Origin of the sequence: Pedobacter foliorum (genome assembly GCF_013266735.1) — a bacterium.
Lineage (GTDB): Bacteria > Bacteroidota > Bacteroidia > Sphingobacteriales > Sphingobacteriaceae > Pedobacter > Pedobacter foliorum.
In genome coordinates this window covers 604,579-619,751 of sequence record NZ_JABSNU010000002.1, presented here as the reverse complement: position 1 = coordinate 619,751, position 15,173 = coordinate 604,579, and the positions used below count along the sequence as shown (strand labels likewise).

12 protein-coding genes are annotated in these 15,173 nt (G+C 38.9%); 4 read left to right on the top strand and 8 right to left on the bottom strand.

Annotated elements, in window-relative coordinates; genetic code table 11:
• The first annotated feature begins 190 nt into the window (after positions 1 to 190).
• On the top strand, positions 191 to 1,813 hold the full coding sequence (locus HQN83_RS06455; RefSeq protein WP_173089508.1) for a serine hydrolase domain-containing protein: 1,623 nt from the start codon (positions 191 to 193) through the stop codon (positions 1,811 to 1,813).
• A 289-nt stretch (positions 1,814 to 2,102) separates the two neighbouring features.
• Here HQN83_RS06455 and HQN83_RS06450 read toward each other — a convergent pair whose 3' ends face one another.
• Both HQN83_RS06450 and HQN83_RS06445 read right to left on the bottom strand, forming a co-directional pair.
• Positions 2,103 to 2,348, bottom strand: a complete 246-nt coding sequence (locus HQN83_RS06450) for a hypothetical protein (protein WP_173089507.1) — start codon at positions 2,346 to 2,348, stop codon at positions 2,103 to 2,105.
• Positions 2,349 to 2,399: 51 nt separating this feature from the next.
• Entirely contained in the window at positions 2,400 to 3,221 is an 822-nt protein-coding gene (locus HQN83_RS06445; RefSeq protein ID WP_173089506.1) for a helix-turn-helix domain-containing protein, read from the bottom strand.
• Positions 3,222 to 3,344: 123 nt separating this feature from the next.
• Between HQN83_RS06445 and HQN83_RS06440 the strand changes: the two genes are divergently transcribed.
• The 3 genes from HQN83_RS06440 to HQN83_RS06430 all read left to right on the top strand — a co-directional run bounded on the left by HQN83_RS06440 (position 3,345) and on the right by HQN83_RS06430 (position 5,528).
• Complete coding sequence (locus HQN83_RS06440) at positions 3,345 to 4,175, top strand: helix-turn-helix domain-containing protein (RefSeq protein ID WP_173089505.1); 831 nt, start codon at positions 3,345 to 3,347, stop codon at positions 4,173 to 4,175.
• Between the two features lie 120 nt (positions 4,176 to 4,295).
• Positions 4,296 to 4,976, top strand: a complete 681-nt coding sequence (locus HQN83_RS06435; protein WP_173089504.1) for a hypothetical protein — start codon at positions 4,296 to 4,298, stop codon at positions 4,974 to 4,976.
• A gap of 51 nt (positions 4,977 to 5,027) precedes the next feature.
• Positions 5,028 to 5,528 (top strand): hypothetical protein, encoded by a 501-nt coding sequence (locus HQN83_RS06430; RefSeq protein ID WP_173089503.1) that lies wholly within the window; start codon positions 5,028 to 5,030, stop codon positions 5,526 to 5,528.
• A gap of 83 nt (positions 5,529 to 5,611) precedes the next feature.
• Here the strand turns inward: HQN83_RS06430 and HQN83_RS06425 are convergent, their stop codons facing one another.
• The 6 genes from HQN83_RS06425 to HQN83_RS06400 form a co-directional block, all read right to left on the bottom strand.
• The gene (locus HQN83_RS06425) at positions 5,612 to 6,706 is read right to left on the bottom strand and encodes an alkaline phosphatase family protein (RefSeq protein ID WP_173089502.1); all 1,095 of its coding nucleotides are present in this window, start codon (positions 6,704 to 6,706) and stop codon (positions 5,612 to 5,614) included.
• Positions 6,707 to 6,754: 48 nt separating this feature from the next.
• A complete protein-coding gene (locus HQN83_RS06420; protein ID WP_173089501.1) occupies positions 6,755 to 8,029 on the bottom strand; it encodes a ComEC/Rec2 family competence protein in 1,275 nt (424 codons plus the stop codon).
• 9 nt (positions 8,030 to 8,038) lie between these two features.
• Entirely contained in the window at positions 8,039 to 9,484 is a 1,446-nt protein-coding gene (locus HQN83_RS06415) for a SusD/RagB family nutrient-binding outer membrane lipoprotein (protein WP_173089500.1), read from the bottom strand.
• 11 nt (positions 9,485 to 9,495) lie between these two features.
• Positions 9,496 to 12,837, bottom strand: coding sequence for a SusC/RagA family TonB-linked outer membrane protein (locus HQN83_RS06410; protein ID WP_173089499.1), 3,342 nt, complete (start codon positions 12,835 to 12,837; stop codon positions 9,496 to 9,498).
• A 229-nt stretch (positions 12,838 to 13,066) separates the two neighbouring features.
• Entirely contained in the window at positions 13,067 to 14,071 is a 1,005-nt protein-coding gene (locus HQN83_RS06405; protein ID WP_173089498.1) for a FecR family protein, read from the bottom strand.
• A gap of 72 nt (positions 14,072 to 14,143) precedes the next feature.
• Positions 14,144 to 14,728, bottom strand: coding sequence for an RNA polymerase sigma-70 factor (locus HQN83_RS06400; RefSeq protein WP_173089497.1), 585 nt, complete (start codon positions 14,726 to 14,728; stop codon positions 14,144 to 14,146).
• Between the last annotated feature and the right edge of the window lie 445 nt (positions 14,729 to 15,173).

Sequence of the window (15,173 nt, the reverse complement as noted above, 5' to 3'; positions counted from 1 at the left end):
AAAATATTTCACGAAAATATTGAATATTAGCTCTTTAATTGGATATCCTGGAAGCCTTGACTATGCCATTCCGTGATCAGAAAAAGCATTAGCTACCAGTAGCTTGTATGATCAACCGGTTTTAGAATCTACTGGAAAAGCTTACCGGAATTTCCAGTAGTTACAAATCAGTTAATTTGATAACAATTGTATGAAAAAATTAATGCTCTTTTTTATTATTTTTATTTATCAAACCTCAGTTGCCCAGATACACCAGGACACTTTAGCTTTGATTGAAAAAATATTTGAACGATACCAGGCAACTAGTCCAGGCTGTCAACTTGCTATAAGTCAAAACAATCGGATTGTATTTTCCAAGGCCTGGGGTATTGCCGATTTAGAGCATAGAGTGTCTTTAACTACAGAATCAATTATCGAAGCCGGTTCCGTATCCAAGCAATTTACAGCTGCTGCGATTCTATTATTACAACAAACAGGCAAGCTTTCGTTAAATGATGATGTTCGGAAATATATTCCGGAACTCCCAGACTATGAAACTGTGATTACGCTGCAGCACCTAATCCATCACACCAGCGGCATTAAGGATTGGGGAAGTATTATGGCGTTTTCTGACTGGCCCAGAGGAACTAAGATATACAGTAACAATGACGTTTTAAATATCCTCGTTCATCAACAAAGTTTAAATAATAAACCAGGGGATGAATATTTATATAGCAATTCAAATTACGTTCTTCTTTCGATCATTGTAGAGCGCATAACAGGTAAAAGTTTAGAAGAGTTTACTCGTTCCTTTATTTTTGAACCTGCTGGCATGAAGCATACCCAATGGCGATCGAACTTGAACAGAATAGTGCCTGATCGGGCAATTGCATATCGAAAAAGTAATAGTACTTACTTTACCGATATGCCATTCGAAAATGTATATGGCAATGGAGGGTTACTAACCACGGCTGAGGATCTATTACGTTGGAATAACTACTTTTTAAGTGGGAAGCTAGGGAGCCCTTCACTCCTTCCTAATCAACTTAGCGTAATTGCGCTTAACAACGGACGAAAAAACGCTTATGCTGCTGGGTTAAGAATTGACTCTCTTCGGGGGTGGAAAGCCATTATGCACGATGGCGCTACTGCTGCTTATCGTTCGACACTAGAATATTATCCGGATTTAAAATTATCAATTGCCTGGCTATCTAACACCTCCGAATTTGATGGAGGAAGAGAGGGACTGACGGAACTACGCGATCTTTTGTTGAAAGACAAGTCGCCTATAAATGGAAACGCAAAAATTGACACCATCCTTGTTGCTCCTAAGATATTGACCACGTATGCCGGTTGGTACAAAGATCGGCTAACAAATACCGGGATCGGTTTAATTGTTAAAAATGATAAACTACAGACTACCAATGGTAAAATATTAGTGCCTATCGCAGAAAATGAATTTATCCTGGGATCATCCCGAATAAAGTTTCAATCAGACCAAAAGAGACCATTTTATATAAAAGACGAAAATGGGGTAATTTATGAGAATGTAGAAGAGGCAGATAATAGTCCAGCTATTTTGAAAGACTGCATCGGCGAATACTATTCTGACGAAGTTGAAGCAAAATTATCAATATCTATAGAAAATGATAAACTGGTCATTCATCGTAACAGCAATACCAAGTTCACCTTAAATGCTACTTATAAAGATGGCTTTGATATTGAAAATTCTTCGATTCGGGTTCTGTTCGAACGAGATAAGAAACACAAAATAAAGTCGTTAAAATTTACATCTCCAAGGGTAAGAAACATCACTTTCAAAAAACTCCAATAAATTAACTAATTCGCAAGCAGGAAGTAAATGATTTTGCTTGGTCCGCTCCGGTACCCGCTCGGAATCGGCTGTATACCCAGTCGGGAATAATGAGGCTTTTCTGAGGGGTTTCTCAGGCTCTTCTCAGGCCAACGTGAGGTAAATCGCCTGAGTTACCCCTGCCAAAAACCTCGGCGACACCTCTAAAGTTCACCAGCGGATCAGGCACGGCAGTGCGGCCGCAATTATTAATTACAGAGAAAATTTTTGAAAAATCATGAGTGCATGACGATCGATTTTCAGAAGATTATTAAATTATAATTTCTGAATAATTAGGCTTCAACTCAGTACCCTCTTGCTGAGGCAAGCCAGGCACATAGGTATAATTTGGATTTGGAAGCACAGGAATTACCACCTTTCCTTTTAGTGGATGATCTCCTGAGTTTTCGAGCAATTGAAACTGATTTAGAACTGCACAGGAAAGTTTAATCGGTTCTGGCGAAACGAAACAAATACCAGTCTCGCCCGATGGAAGACGTACCTTTGAAATACTCATGTTCGAACCGAACCTCGGTCAATACTTCCAACTTACCCGCCATAATATGAATTAAAAATCAACCGTTAAGATAGGATTAACTTGAGATAATCGGGATGGTGAATTGCCAGAAAAGCATTTAAACTCTTTGATGAGGTGTGCCTGATCAAAATAATTATACTTAAACAACAGTTCCTGCCAGTCTGAGCTGCGATCGTTCTTTACGGTATTGAACAACGCGTTAAACCGCGTAATACGGCTATATAATTTAGGAGATAAACCTATCTGCTCCTGAAAGTGGTATTCAAGCGCTCTTTTCGAAAGTCGCATGCTTTGTGCTAATTGCTCAATAGCTAAAGTACCCTCATTGGCTTCAATCAGCCTACAGGCATAACTAACACTGCTGACATCAAGCTTTTGATGACTAAGAAACTGACTCTCCAGCCATCTGTTCACTAAATGAATTACTAGATTGCTATTGTAAGCAGCATCCTCAATATGATTTAACAGAGATCCTATTTTATTGGTCAGCATATCAAACAATGAAGTTCCGTGTTCATAAAATGCCAAATTCTGCGGAATTCCTAATAGCCTATAAGCACCATAAGGCTTAAATACAACATGCAACACTTTTGTGGGACAAGTGATCACATCGTAAAATCTTGGGGTTTTAAATTGAGGAATGAAATTGAACTTAGTAAGCTTAATAATACTATCAGAACCGGTTGCTTTAAATGAAAACACACCATTTAAACTAAAACACAAAATAGCTGAACCCGATGGATAGATACAAGTTGTATCATCTGCAAATCCATCAACGCCATAATCACTAAGAATATATGCCGAAATATATTCGCTTAGCGCTGTATTCGGATAATACCTTTTTGAATACATCGGTTCTTTTTTTATTTGCTTAAGATACTAAATTTTGCGCTTTTTTACAATCTTAAAAGCAACAAGCCCCTTAAATTTGTTTCTGAAAACGAATTGGTTATAAACAGAGAAATAAATAATGTAATGGAAAATACAATAGTAACCGCAAACGATAATGGCGCTTTCCATGCAGCACCTCAGCCTCTATTAAGTCCATTTATTAGCCATTATACCTTTCGGCGTACCTTAATACCGGCTGGCAGCTACCTTGAAAAAGCGATGCCATTACGATTAATAAACTCTATTGATTTTTTTATCGGAGATGCCTTTGAGACAATTGATTGTTCTTCAAATGCGGTAATTCCCTTTAATCGTTGCACTATACGCGGCCTGCGTACCAGCAAAAAATGCCTTATTCGTATTCAAGGGCAGTTTATCTCGTTTACTGTTAAATTCACTGCTACAGGAATGTATCAACTTCTGGGAATTCCTATGGATCAATTCCGAAACAAAGCAGTTCCTGCTTCCAATATTAGTGTACTACCATTTGAGAACATCACCAGGCAGCTATTATACGCTCCTGATATAGAAACCTGCATAAACATTGTAGAGCCTTTTTTATTGCAACTGGTTTCGAGACACGTACCTCTTTCTGGCGTAACAGATCAGGCTATTGAACTACTAAGACAACAAAAAGGAAACTCATCTATTCTACAATTGGCCACCAACTGCAACCTCTCTTTACGGCAACTAGAAAGGAACTTTATAAAAGAAATTGGTGTAAGCCCCAAAATTTATGCCCGCATGCTTCGCTTTCAGCACTTATTGCATAACAGACTAACCACTCCTAACCAAAAATGGGCGGCGTTAGCCTATGATAATGATTATTTTGACCAAATGCACTTGATTAAAGAATTTAAGCAGTTTCTGGGCACTACACCATCTGCTTTTATATCTGCGGATTTCGCTTTTTAAATCCCCCTTTATTACTGACAGCGGGTAAGCTGTCGCTTTTTTACTACAAAAGGTCGCGTTTTTACTATTTAAATAATGGTTGTCTGCCGAAATTTATATTAAAAATCACCTTTCGAAAACATGAAAAAGCTAATACTAATGATATGCGTATTCATCAGCTTCGCTGCCTGTAAAAAAAACGGGAATACGCCAACGCCTGATAAGGACTACCTATCTGCGCTAAAGGATAAGGGATGGAGTGTTACCCTGTCAACCTCCGATAATCAAACACAGTATTTATTCTACTGGTTTAACGCTGATGGAACTATGTTTATTAGCCAAACCTATGGTGATTTCAGCAAATACACATGGAAATTGGACGGCAAACACCTTACCATGAATATGGACGCGACAGCTTTTGAAGGTGACATTACCAACGATAACAAGTTTGTTATTACAAAAGCTACACCAGCCAACCCAACTCCTTTTGTAATGGCGGGGGAATTGAACACCTATACAGATTTAATTCTTGACAATTCGAAGTGGCAAGGTGTAGCCACCACTACGGGAACTACCAAAACCACAGGCCTCGCACTCTATTTTAGTCCGGGGTTAATATTAGATGTTCCCTCCCCTGACCCTAAAATTATGACTCTGAACCTAAGTTATACCAAGACCGCAGGATCATTTAGGGCTATACTAAAGGGTGCCACAAAAAACACCTATTACTTTGGAATAATTATGCCCGGAGGTAAGGAAATAAGAGGAGTAATAGCAGATGCTGATGGCATATCTTACACCTTTAAGGTAACGAAACAATAAAACATATGAGTATAGCTGTAAATAAAGTATAAAAATTAAAAACTTACAACGATGAAACAACTTCCACTAATTCTGGCATTTATCCTTACTTTAATTACCGCCTGCAATGGGCAAAATGATGCTAAAAAGCTATCAAAGGGTATACAAAACGTCCGCAAAGAAAACAGCCCCGGTTCAGTGGCTACTTCAGCTAATGGCTATTACATGAAATGTAAAATAGATGGTAAAGATTGGGAGGCCACCGGTATTATGCCGCCGAATCTTGCAGGGCGCATAATGGGCGAAAACAATGGCGAATTTATTAGTCTTCCTTACTATGACAAAAGGAATTTTTTAGCCCTTAAGAAAAGAAAATTTGGCGACGGGCATAACAATGTTGACATGAATTTACATGATGATGTTTTATATTGGGGCGCTAAAAGTGGCGAAATGATAATCACAAAGGCGGATGATAAATGGGCCGAAGGGACATTCTCATTTATAGCCAACAACTCTAAATCTGCTAAAACAATGGCAATTACCAACGGCGTTTTCAGAGTGTCACTTGAATAATAATACAGATATCTACCTATCTAAAGCCATGAACCTACTTTTTACAAAGTAAGGCTCATGGCTTAGTAAAAAATTAAAAATGTTTACTTCCCGGTAACACTGCCTACAGCATCACCAACTTCGTGCCCTGCGGCAGCTTTAAAATCGAAGCCAAGCAAATTGGAAATGGTTTGAGCCAATTGCTTATGATAGGTGGTAGTTTGTGTTTTTACTATTCCGGTTGGCGGAGTATCAGGGCCTATTACAGCAAACCACGATTGTTCCGAGTTTGGTGTATCCGTTCCATGACCCATCCATTTTTCCAATGGTGCCTCACCCCTTCCGTGATCGCTGGTAATGATTAGCGTGGTTTTATCCTTATACTGCGGATCGCTTTGCAGGTATTGCCACAGTTCATTCAAAAACCCATCTTCTTTATTGGCCGACTGTAAATAGAACTTATAACTGCCTTCATGTGCCAAATCATCTGTTTCAGCAAACCCCATATACAACACACGTGGTTTATATTGCTTAAGGTATGCTTTGCCAAGTTCGAAGGTTAAAAAGTCAAGGCGTATATCTGGCCCGAGCAGCTCAGGTACCTTGTGCTGGATTTCACTTAAATACTTCAATCGTTCATTGGCTTTAGGATCTTTGAAATTGGCATAACCAGAATTGATCAATAATCCCGAACGCTTTTCATTCAATATCGCCGGAAAAATATGCCATGAAGTAAATGCAGCCACCTTATTCTCAAATCCCTTTTGCTTATTTAAATACTCAAGAACGTTGACGTTGGGATTTGGATTAGGGTCGTTAAAATTGATTCTTACATCCGGGAAACCGGTAAGGATTTCATTGTATCCCGGATAGGAGAAATGATATGGGTTGGCCACCTCACTTTTATTCCCCATATCCCTGTTACCGTATAGTTGTCCCTTTTCTGCAATTACATTCCAGAAAAAAGGCAATAGCAGTTTTCGGCGACTAGCCGCATCCGGTGCCCAGAATTTTCTGGTCATTTCATCCTTATCCTTAGTGAATTTTGAATTGAGGAGGGCTGAATCTGCACCTCGGTAAAGCTCTTGCCAGCGAAAGCCATCAAGGGTAACAATGATTATATTTTTAGTTTTTAGATCTTGTGCACGTAGTTGTCCAAACATACTAACGGCTATAAAAAGAAGAATTAACTTTCTCACAAATATGACTTAAAGGGTTATTAAAATTTTATACAACTTAATAAAGGGCTATTTCTTTTCACTGTAGTAAGGCCCATAGGAATTTTTGAGACTCAGCTTATTGTTGATGGTTTCAAGGGTAGATACCGTATAACTTCCATCTGGCTTTACCTGTAGCCAGATGTGTCCGCTGGTAGATTTATAGGAGTTATCAATCAAATCGCCAATGACCACCTTGTTTGCAGCTAAGATATCTGTTGCAAACAAATCCCGCTCTCCAGGATAAATGGATTTGGAAAGCATGCGTGTTAAGGTCTCATGCGAGGGCTGGTCGCTTGACCAAACCACCTCAAACCAAACCCTAGGCTGCAGGGTCTTGATAAATAAAGGATTCAAAACATCACGTCCTCCATGATGATTGGCAATAGCTACATCAACCTTTCCTATCGAAGATGCCATTTTTGATTCTACATCATAATATTCAGGGTTTCCAATAGTAACTACCCCGGGAATATCTCCTCCATGATAAAACTTGAAGTTCCCGTACTTAATCAGGTAACCTAAACTTAAACCATTTTCCGAAGGAACATAAGTTGCCGTATCCGGGTAAACATAGAAGTTCTTTCCTGTTGCCTTGTTCCAAACCCAACCATTCCCTTGTATATTCCTAACTGAAAAATCAGGATAAGCTTTAGGATTATTGTTCAACACGATCTGCTTATTACTTCCTACCTCAAATTGTTCGATCTTTGTGCCATCCTTCTTCTTTTTCTCTTCAGCATAGCGAATGTAGTTTACCAGGGTATTGTATTCCTTAATCTCATTTCTCTTTTTAAGCTGCGTTCTTATATCTACAGGGGTATTATAATTCGGATAACCTCTATCCAAAATTTTCCCAAAGGAGATCTGATCCCCTACGCCTGTCATACCAGACAAATAATAGTCTCCGTACTTAGATTTTCTGGCACCATCATAAATCAATCCGTAGTGATCATCATGAAAGTGTGTAATAAACGCATAATCTACAAATGAGGGTTTCTTAGACGGACTAACCTGGCGTATGTAACTAGCAATCCATTCATCAGCGTATCTTGAAGCGTTTGGATAGGCCTTGGAGTTCCGGTCTGATTCTGTTCTGGGATCAGTCAAATCCAATTCACCCGGATCAGAAAGCATAGTCGTACCATCAGGCATAATGGTGAATATGGCATCACCTCTGCCGGTTTTAAAAATGATAATGTCCAGGTTTCCTTCTTTCCATTCTGGAATTGGTTTATTGTTTTGGGCATGCGAAAACTCTTGCAGGCATACCAACGAGATTAAAATTACAATCAGTCTTTTCATCACCTTAAATTATTGGTACAACCATGGTTTCATTAGGATATTATCTGCATTGAAACCTTGTGCTTTCAGCGCATCCTTATAATTTGCGGCGTTTACCCTTTGCTCATCTGTAGGGTAAAGTAAGCGGAATGGAACTATAGCAGTAGCTTGCCCCTGACCATTAACAATTACTGGGAAATTTGTTCGGTGGTAATGAAAAAACAATTCAAAATCTGACTGGGCATTGAATAAGATATAGCGTTGTTCATAAAGCTGAGTCAACGCAGTTTCCTTTACCGATGAAAGTGGGTTCTTAGTCAGATAAGCTGCTGCTGAACCTGCCACATCATAAAACTGGAATGAGGATTGAACAGCATGTTCGTAGAAGATAGCTGCATTTGCCTGTACCCATCCTCTTTCAGTTGCTTCGGCTATAGCCAACATCAATTCAGCATAGCTAAATCCAAGTGAGGGCTTTCCAATAGGCAGCTCAGTATAGTTACGACTGTTAACACGGCTATAATTACCTGTAGATGCATCTTCGGTAGCGGCAGTAAGCGATTTTGAAGCATCAATCCCTTCATAAGCATCGAAACCCGTTTTACCTTGTGCGGCAGCATTTAGAAATGGAGTTGCATAATAGAACAAACGCGGATCTTCTAATCGCTTTAACAAATCAGCAAGGGTTTTACCTATAAAGCGTTTGTTGCGAACATTAAAATCCATGTAAAGCGGATAACGTATGTTCTCATAATCACGATAGCTTATTTTAGCTTCGTCTTCATCACGCTCAAAGATTGGGTATAAACCTGGATTAGAAATGATGTCGTTAAAACGTTTGGCCACCTGCAAATCCTGATCACTTTCCTTTTTGCTAAGCATCAACAATATCCTCAATTTGTAAGAGTTGGCAAGTTTACGCCACTTTTTAAGGTCGCCGTTGTATAAGATATCTCCGGTAATTGCAGCTTCTGGTTTAATCAGCAATTGATTGGCCTCTTCTAATTCGTTCAATATGCCTACTATAATATCTTTCTGACTGTCATATTTAGGCTGGTAATTATTGGACTGTTGCCCTTTAAGCGCATCATTATAAGGAACAGAGCCATACATTCTTGTTAAAAAGAAGAAATTATGGGCTCTTAAGATTTTCCCGATTGCCAGATATTCCTTTGCACCCTTTGCACTTTCCATCATCTTAGTCACATCACGAAGGACGTTAAATTCCGCCCAGTCTCCATTTGCCCATTCATAGGTTTGGAATGCCTGTCTGTCAGAAGTGGCTGTTGCCTGTCTTACTGCTAATCCGGGTTGCCATGGATAACGGTTCTTAAAACTATTAAATATCACGTTTGGCAAAATTGCCTGTGCGCCGACCTCAGTCGGACGGTTTGGATCCTTATTGTATTTTTCTTGTTTACAAGCAGTAAGCATAATAATAACACTTACCATTAGGTATATAATTTTCTTAGTCATCTGTTCTAGTGTTAAAATTTCACATTTAAGTTAAAACCTACATTTCTTGAAGAAGGGAATTGAAGTAGGTTGCCATTAGTTCCACCATTACCTATATCCGGATCAGACAGCGGGAACGCAGAGGCGATAAATAAATTTGAACCTACTACACTAAAGGAGGCCCCTTTAATGTTCAATTTGAACTTGTCCAGTAATGATTTTGGCAGGTCGTAACCAATGGATACTTCCCTAAGCTTAAGAAAAGTTAGACTAAACACATTGGATTCGCCATTCATGCGGTACCAATATTGTTCTGAGAAATCTTTATAGGTTGTTTTGTTGGTATTTGGAACATATTGGCCATTTACCAGATTTACACCTTTTGCAATATAAGGCTCTCCACGAGTATAGGCCTCACGGTCTGGTCCTACTGCATCAGGATGCGCACCTGAGTACCACAGTTGCTGATTAAGATTTGCCTGATCTATACCGCCAACACGACCTTCCAATAAAAAGCTGAAGTTAAACTGCTTAAACAACTTGAAATTGTTAAACCAACTAGCTGTCCAATCCGGACCAATATGACCTAATGTTTTTAGTTCCGTATCCTTAACCGGCAATCCGTTGGCTCCAATGATCAACTGGCCATCCGGGGCTTTCTGCATCGAATTATTGGTCATATACAAATCCATCCGATCGCCAACCTTAATACCACCCAAATTGTCTGCTCCGCCATAAATCTCAGCAAGCTTGTTCCTGTTTAAACTCCAGTTAACGGTAGAGGTCAGTTCTACCTGATCACTGATCTTTAAATTGGTTCCTAAAATGGCTTCAAAACCAAAGCGATTGAACCTGTTGCCATTGATCTTGTATCTGGTAAAGCCAGAAGCAAGCGAAGCATTTTGATCATAAATAGATTCCGAATCCACATACCTGTAGGCTGTTAGGTCAACTGTTAGTTTTCCTCCAAAAAAGGAAGCATTTGTACCCAGTTCATATCCTGTGGTTTTTTGAGGCCTAAGTTGTTCATTCCCTAAAACCGGAGAATAGCTTACCGAGTTGTTTCCATCATAAATAATGGAAGGATTGTAATAGCTGGAGTATTGGTAAGGAGCTAAATCTGCTCTTACCATTGCCCACGATCCTCTTACTTTAAGGAAACTTGAGCTTGGCATACCAAGCAGTTTGGATAAGATTACCGAACCTGAAACAGATGGGTAACTGTATTGATTATTCGTTTCCGGAAGTGCTGAAGAAACATCCACACGCTCTGTTAACGACAAGAAGTAAGCATCATCATAACTTAAATCTGCTGAAGCAAATAAGCTATTTCTGGCATACTGCGTTAAGGAATTGGTTGACAAAACTGAACCTATAGAGTTAGAAAGGTTATAAATTTTGGGAACCTGCAAGCCCTGTGTTTTTGAATTGTGAAGCGTATTCTGCTTAAAGTTAATACTTCCTCCTACAAAAGCATTGATGCCGAATTTACCCTGAGTAGAAGCGTACTTAACAAATGCGTCAGTATTGTACTCCGAAACATTTGCATCAGTCAGTTCATAATTTCCTTTGATGGCGTTAGCGCCTATGTATCCATAAGGATATTTCATTTCATTGGTTGTTCCCGAAACCTCAGCACTTTGCCTTAAGGTTGCACTAAAGGATTTAGAGATCTGATAATCTGCGCTACCAACACCAAAAAACTTATTCCTGCTTAAAGATTGTGTTTGCTCATAAGCCATATAGTATGGATTATTGATCCAGGAATAATTAAAGTAAACCGGCTCATAATTCTCTTTACCAGCTTTCCAATAATTTTTAAAATCCCGCATATCCACATCCGTTCCAGCCCATATCAGCATTCCATACAGAATATTGGTATTTCCATAATTGACGCGCGGAAAGTTTGGTGAGTCCTGTTTATTGAACTGGAGTGTTGACGATAATTTTAAACGATCAGTAGCCTGAGAGGTTACATTCAGTGTTGCGTTATAATTTTTTAGCTCAGTAGAAGGAACTTCTCCATTGGTGTAATCATAGCCTAAACCCAATCTCATGCTGGTCTTGTCATTTGATGAGGATATAGAGGCATAATTACTAATGGTACTTCCGGTTTCCAGAAAGTTTTTAAGGTTGTTTTTACCTCTGGAAATAAACGGGGTAGGTATTCTTTTACCATTCGCATCTAAAGGACTGTCCCATTGAGGAGTTTCCCAGTAGCCGCTGGCTGTTGAGGGATCTTTCACATCCATTTTTGGACCCCATACAAAATCATTGTCGAATGTTCCGTTACCCATTCCATCAAAGTAGGCGTATTTCCCCTGTTCACCATTTCCGTATTGGTTTTGGGTTTCCGGGAAAACTATCCATCCAGCCCTAAATATTGACCTTTGGCTTAGCTCTATGGAAGTTTCTTTTCCTGCTGATTTTGTGGTGATCTGGATGGCACCATTTTGCCCTTTTGAGCCATAAAGTGCTGCTGCAGTAGCTCCCTTTAAAACGGAAATGCTCTCGATATCCAATGCATTGATATCATAAGTATTTGAATTAACCGGAATACCGTCTATTACCATTAAAGGTTCTCTACCCCTCAGTTCAATTTTAGTTTGCTGCATCAGGTTAGGAGAATTGAAAACGGTTAAGCCCGCTACTTTTCCGCTTAACTGCGTTGCAAAATTGTTAGTGGGTACACGGTTTATGGCCTCACTTTTAATTTCCTGAACGGCATAGCCAAGTTTTTTCACTTCTTTTTTAATACCCAGGGCAGTTACCACAACTTCATTAAGCACACCTGTGTCTTCTTTTAAAACAAAGTCTACTGCAGTACTTTTACCTTCTTCCACAACCACGGCGTTTTTGAGCTGGGTGATAAAAGACATGTATTTAACCTCAATACTATATGTACCAGGCTTTACATCTATGCTAAAAGAACCATCGTTGTTGTTTGAAAAATTTCTGTTCAATTCCACAATTCTGATGCTGGCACCCGGCAGAGGTTGGCCTTTAACATCAATTATTTTCCCGGTAATTTTACCTGGCTGCTGAGGAACCGGTTTGGTTTCAATTAGTATAAAATCATTTAGTATTCTGTACTGAAGGTTTGTGTTTTTCAGAATGAGCTCGATCGCATTTTTTACACTGATTTCATCCTCATTGAGCTTAATATTTTTAGGGTATTTATTAAGCAGATCATCGGATATGGAAAAACGCAATTTTGACTGTTTTTGAATAGCCAGTAAACTCTCTTTGATCCCTGCTTTTTCAACGTGAAGGGAAATTTTCAACCTATCCAGATTCTGACTGTTTGCCTCATTGGCAAATAGCACACTGCTTAAGGTAAGGATTGCAACCAATAAAATAGAGGAGCATTTCATGAGAAAGATAAGTTTGTGTCTTACTGTTGAGTGAAGGATTGAACCTTTTTTCATATTTTTGTTAAATAATGGGTTTGCCCGCCTATGGCGGTAAATCTGTTGTCAATTCATTAAGCCAAATGGTCGTCGAAAACTTGTGGCTTATTTGTCTAAATCCGTTCCTGGTTTCAGGGACGGGTTTTGTTTTTGGTATCTCTGTTACATATTTAGGCTGTTAGTTTGCATTCTGTTAATTAATAATAACCTGTCTTCCCTTAATCTTATATTGGAATTTTCCTGTTGTGGCAAGCACCTCCATAATATCAGACAGAGGAACGTTAGCTGTAAGCATTATGGTGATGTGTTGCTCCGCTTTTACTTGTTGTTTAAAGCTGATATCCACATTGTACCAGCGCTCAAACACTGAGGCTATCTCCTTTAAGGTAGCTCCATTGAAAACCAATCTGCCGTTTTTCCATTCAGATACATCATCCGCATTTATTTCGCCTAATATTGCGTGATTGTTTTTCCAAAGCATGCTTTGTCCGGGTATGAGTGTAGCTAGTTGGCTTTCACGATTTCCCTGTTGATGACTTATTCGTACTTTTCCGGTAGCCACCTCTACTAAAAATGGTTTATCCTTAAAAGCGTTGATTCGGAATGAAGTTCCCACAACCAGGGTCCTCACATCTCCCGTATGAATAATAAAAGGCTTTTTGCGATTTTTAGCAACTTCAAAAAAGGCTTCTCCTTCCAGGCTAATCTCACGTGTGTTTCCGGTAAAACGAGAGGGATATCTCAACTTACTCCCTCCTGCCAAATACACAATCGAACTATCTGACAAACGGATCTGAACACGCTGACCATTGGCATTAACACGTTCAAACATGGTTACTGCCACCTTATTGCTTTCCTGCTTTTTTAAAGTCGAAACACCAAACCATACACCTAAACTGAGCAACATGGTTATCCATACGGCTGCATAGCGAAGGGCAAAGAATTTAATCCCTGTTCTCTTAGCCGATACCGAATTGTCTTGTAATCGCTCTTCTGTAAAGCGATTTTTCCAGTTTGCAATTTCCTGATCAGAAATCTGTTGCTCCTGAAAATCTGCCCATTCCTCAGCCCAAACCTGATCAATAAGCTGTTCGGCATCCTCCCTTTGCATAAACAAATTCATCGTTTGCAATTCGGAGGGAGAACACTCGCCTTTAAGATATTTTAGGATGATTTGCTTATTTACCTGTTGCTCCATTTCATTAATTAGATGCTTCTATATGTTAATACACATATTTTGAAGGCAACCACTAATGGAAATGAAATTATTTTACAGAAAAAAGCAGATGGCCAAAAGAAGCGCTATATCTGTATGTTTTTGCAGTTCTCTGCGCAGAAATTTAATAGATGCGCTAATATGATTTTCAACTGTATTAAGGGAGAGTTTCAGCTCAGCTGCAATTTCTTTATGATTCATATCCATCTCGCGACTCATTACAAATACCTTTTTACGTTGCGGACTCAGTTGAGTGAGCGTGTTACTATAAGCGAACTGCAATTCTTTAGCCTCGAAGTCTTCTGCAGGCGATGAACTTTTCATTACGCATTCGGAAACTAAATCCAAAGGAACTGTGACTTCCTGTCTTTTACGGATATGATTAAACAGGGTATTTTTCATTGCAGAAAAAAGATAAGGGGCAATCTCACCATCAGTTCTGATCTCGTCACTCTTTTGCCAAATCTTTAGCAGAAGATCTAAGACCAAACCCTCAGCAATGGATTCATCTTTCACATATTTTAATGAAAATTGATAGAGCTTGTTAAAGTATCGCCTAAAAAGTTCATTGAATGCTTTATCATTTCCCTCTTTACAATGATCTATCAATGTCCGATCTGGTAACCCCTTAAATATCATAATTGATGGTTTGCTTTTATCCAAAGCAAAAATAAGAGGCTAAAAGCAAGCACATATTAACAGTCGGTTAAGTGATTGTTAATATCAATTTTGCAATTAAAGAAGCCATACCTCACAAAATAAAAAGGTTATCACATTTAACTCATTTGACTTTTTAAAAAAGTGTGCAACAACACCACACAATTATACAACCTGATTCACAGCCCTTTGTAATGTTTTAATTTTGTTATACATTTATTCTAAGGCTCGATAATTATGGGTATCCCTACCGAATAAAGAGTCAAGGATATTTTTAATTTCGAAATTATGCTCTCCAATTCTCTCAATTTTGGCATATTCTTGCCTATCATTTATTTCTTCAGTTGGTTTGTAGCCAATAAGAACTTCAGTTTTATATTTCTTTTAGTCTTTTCTACTTTAATAAATTGTTCTGCAGGAATGCATT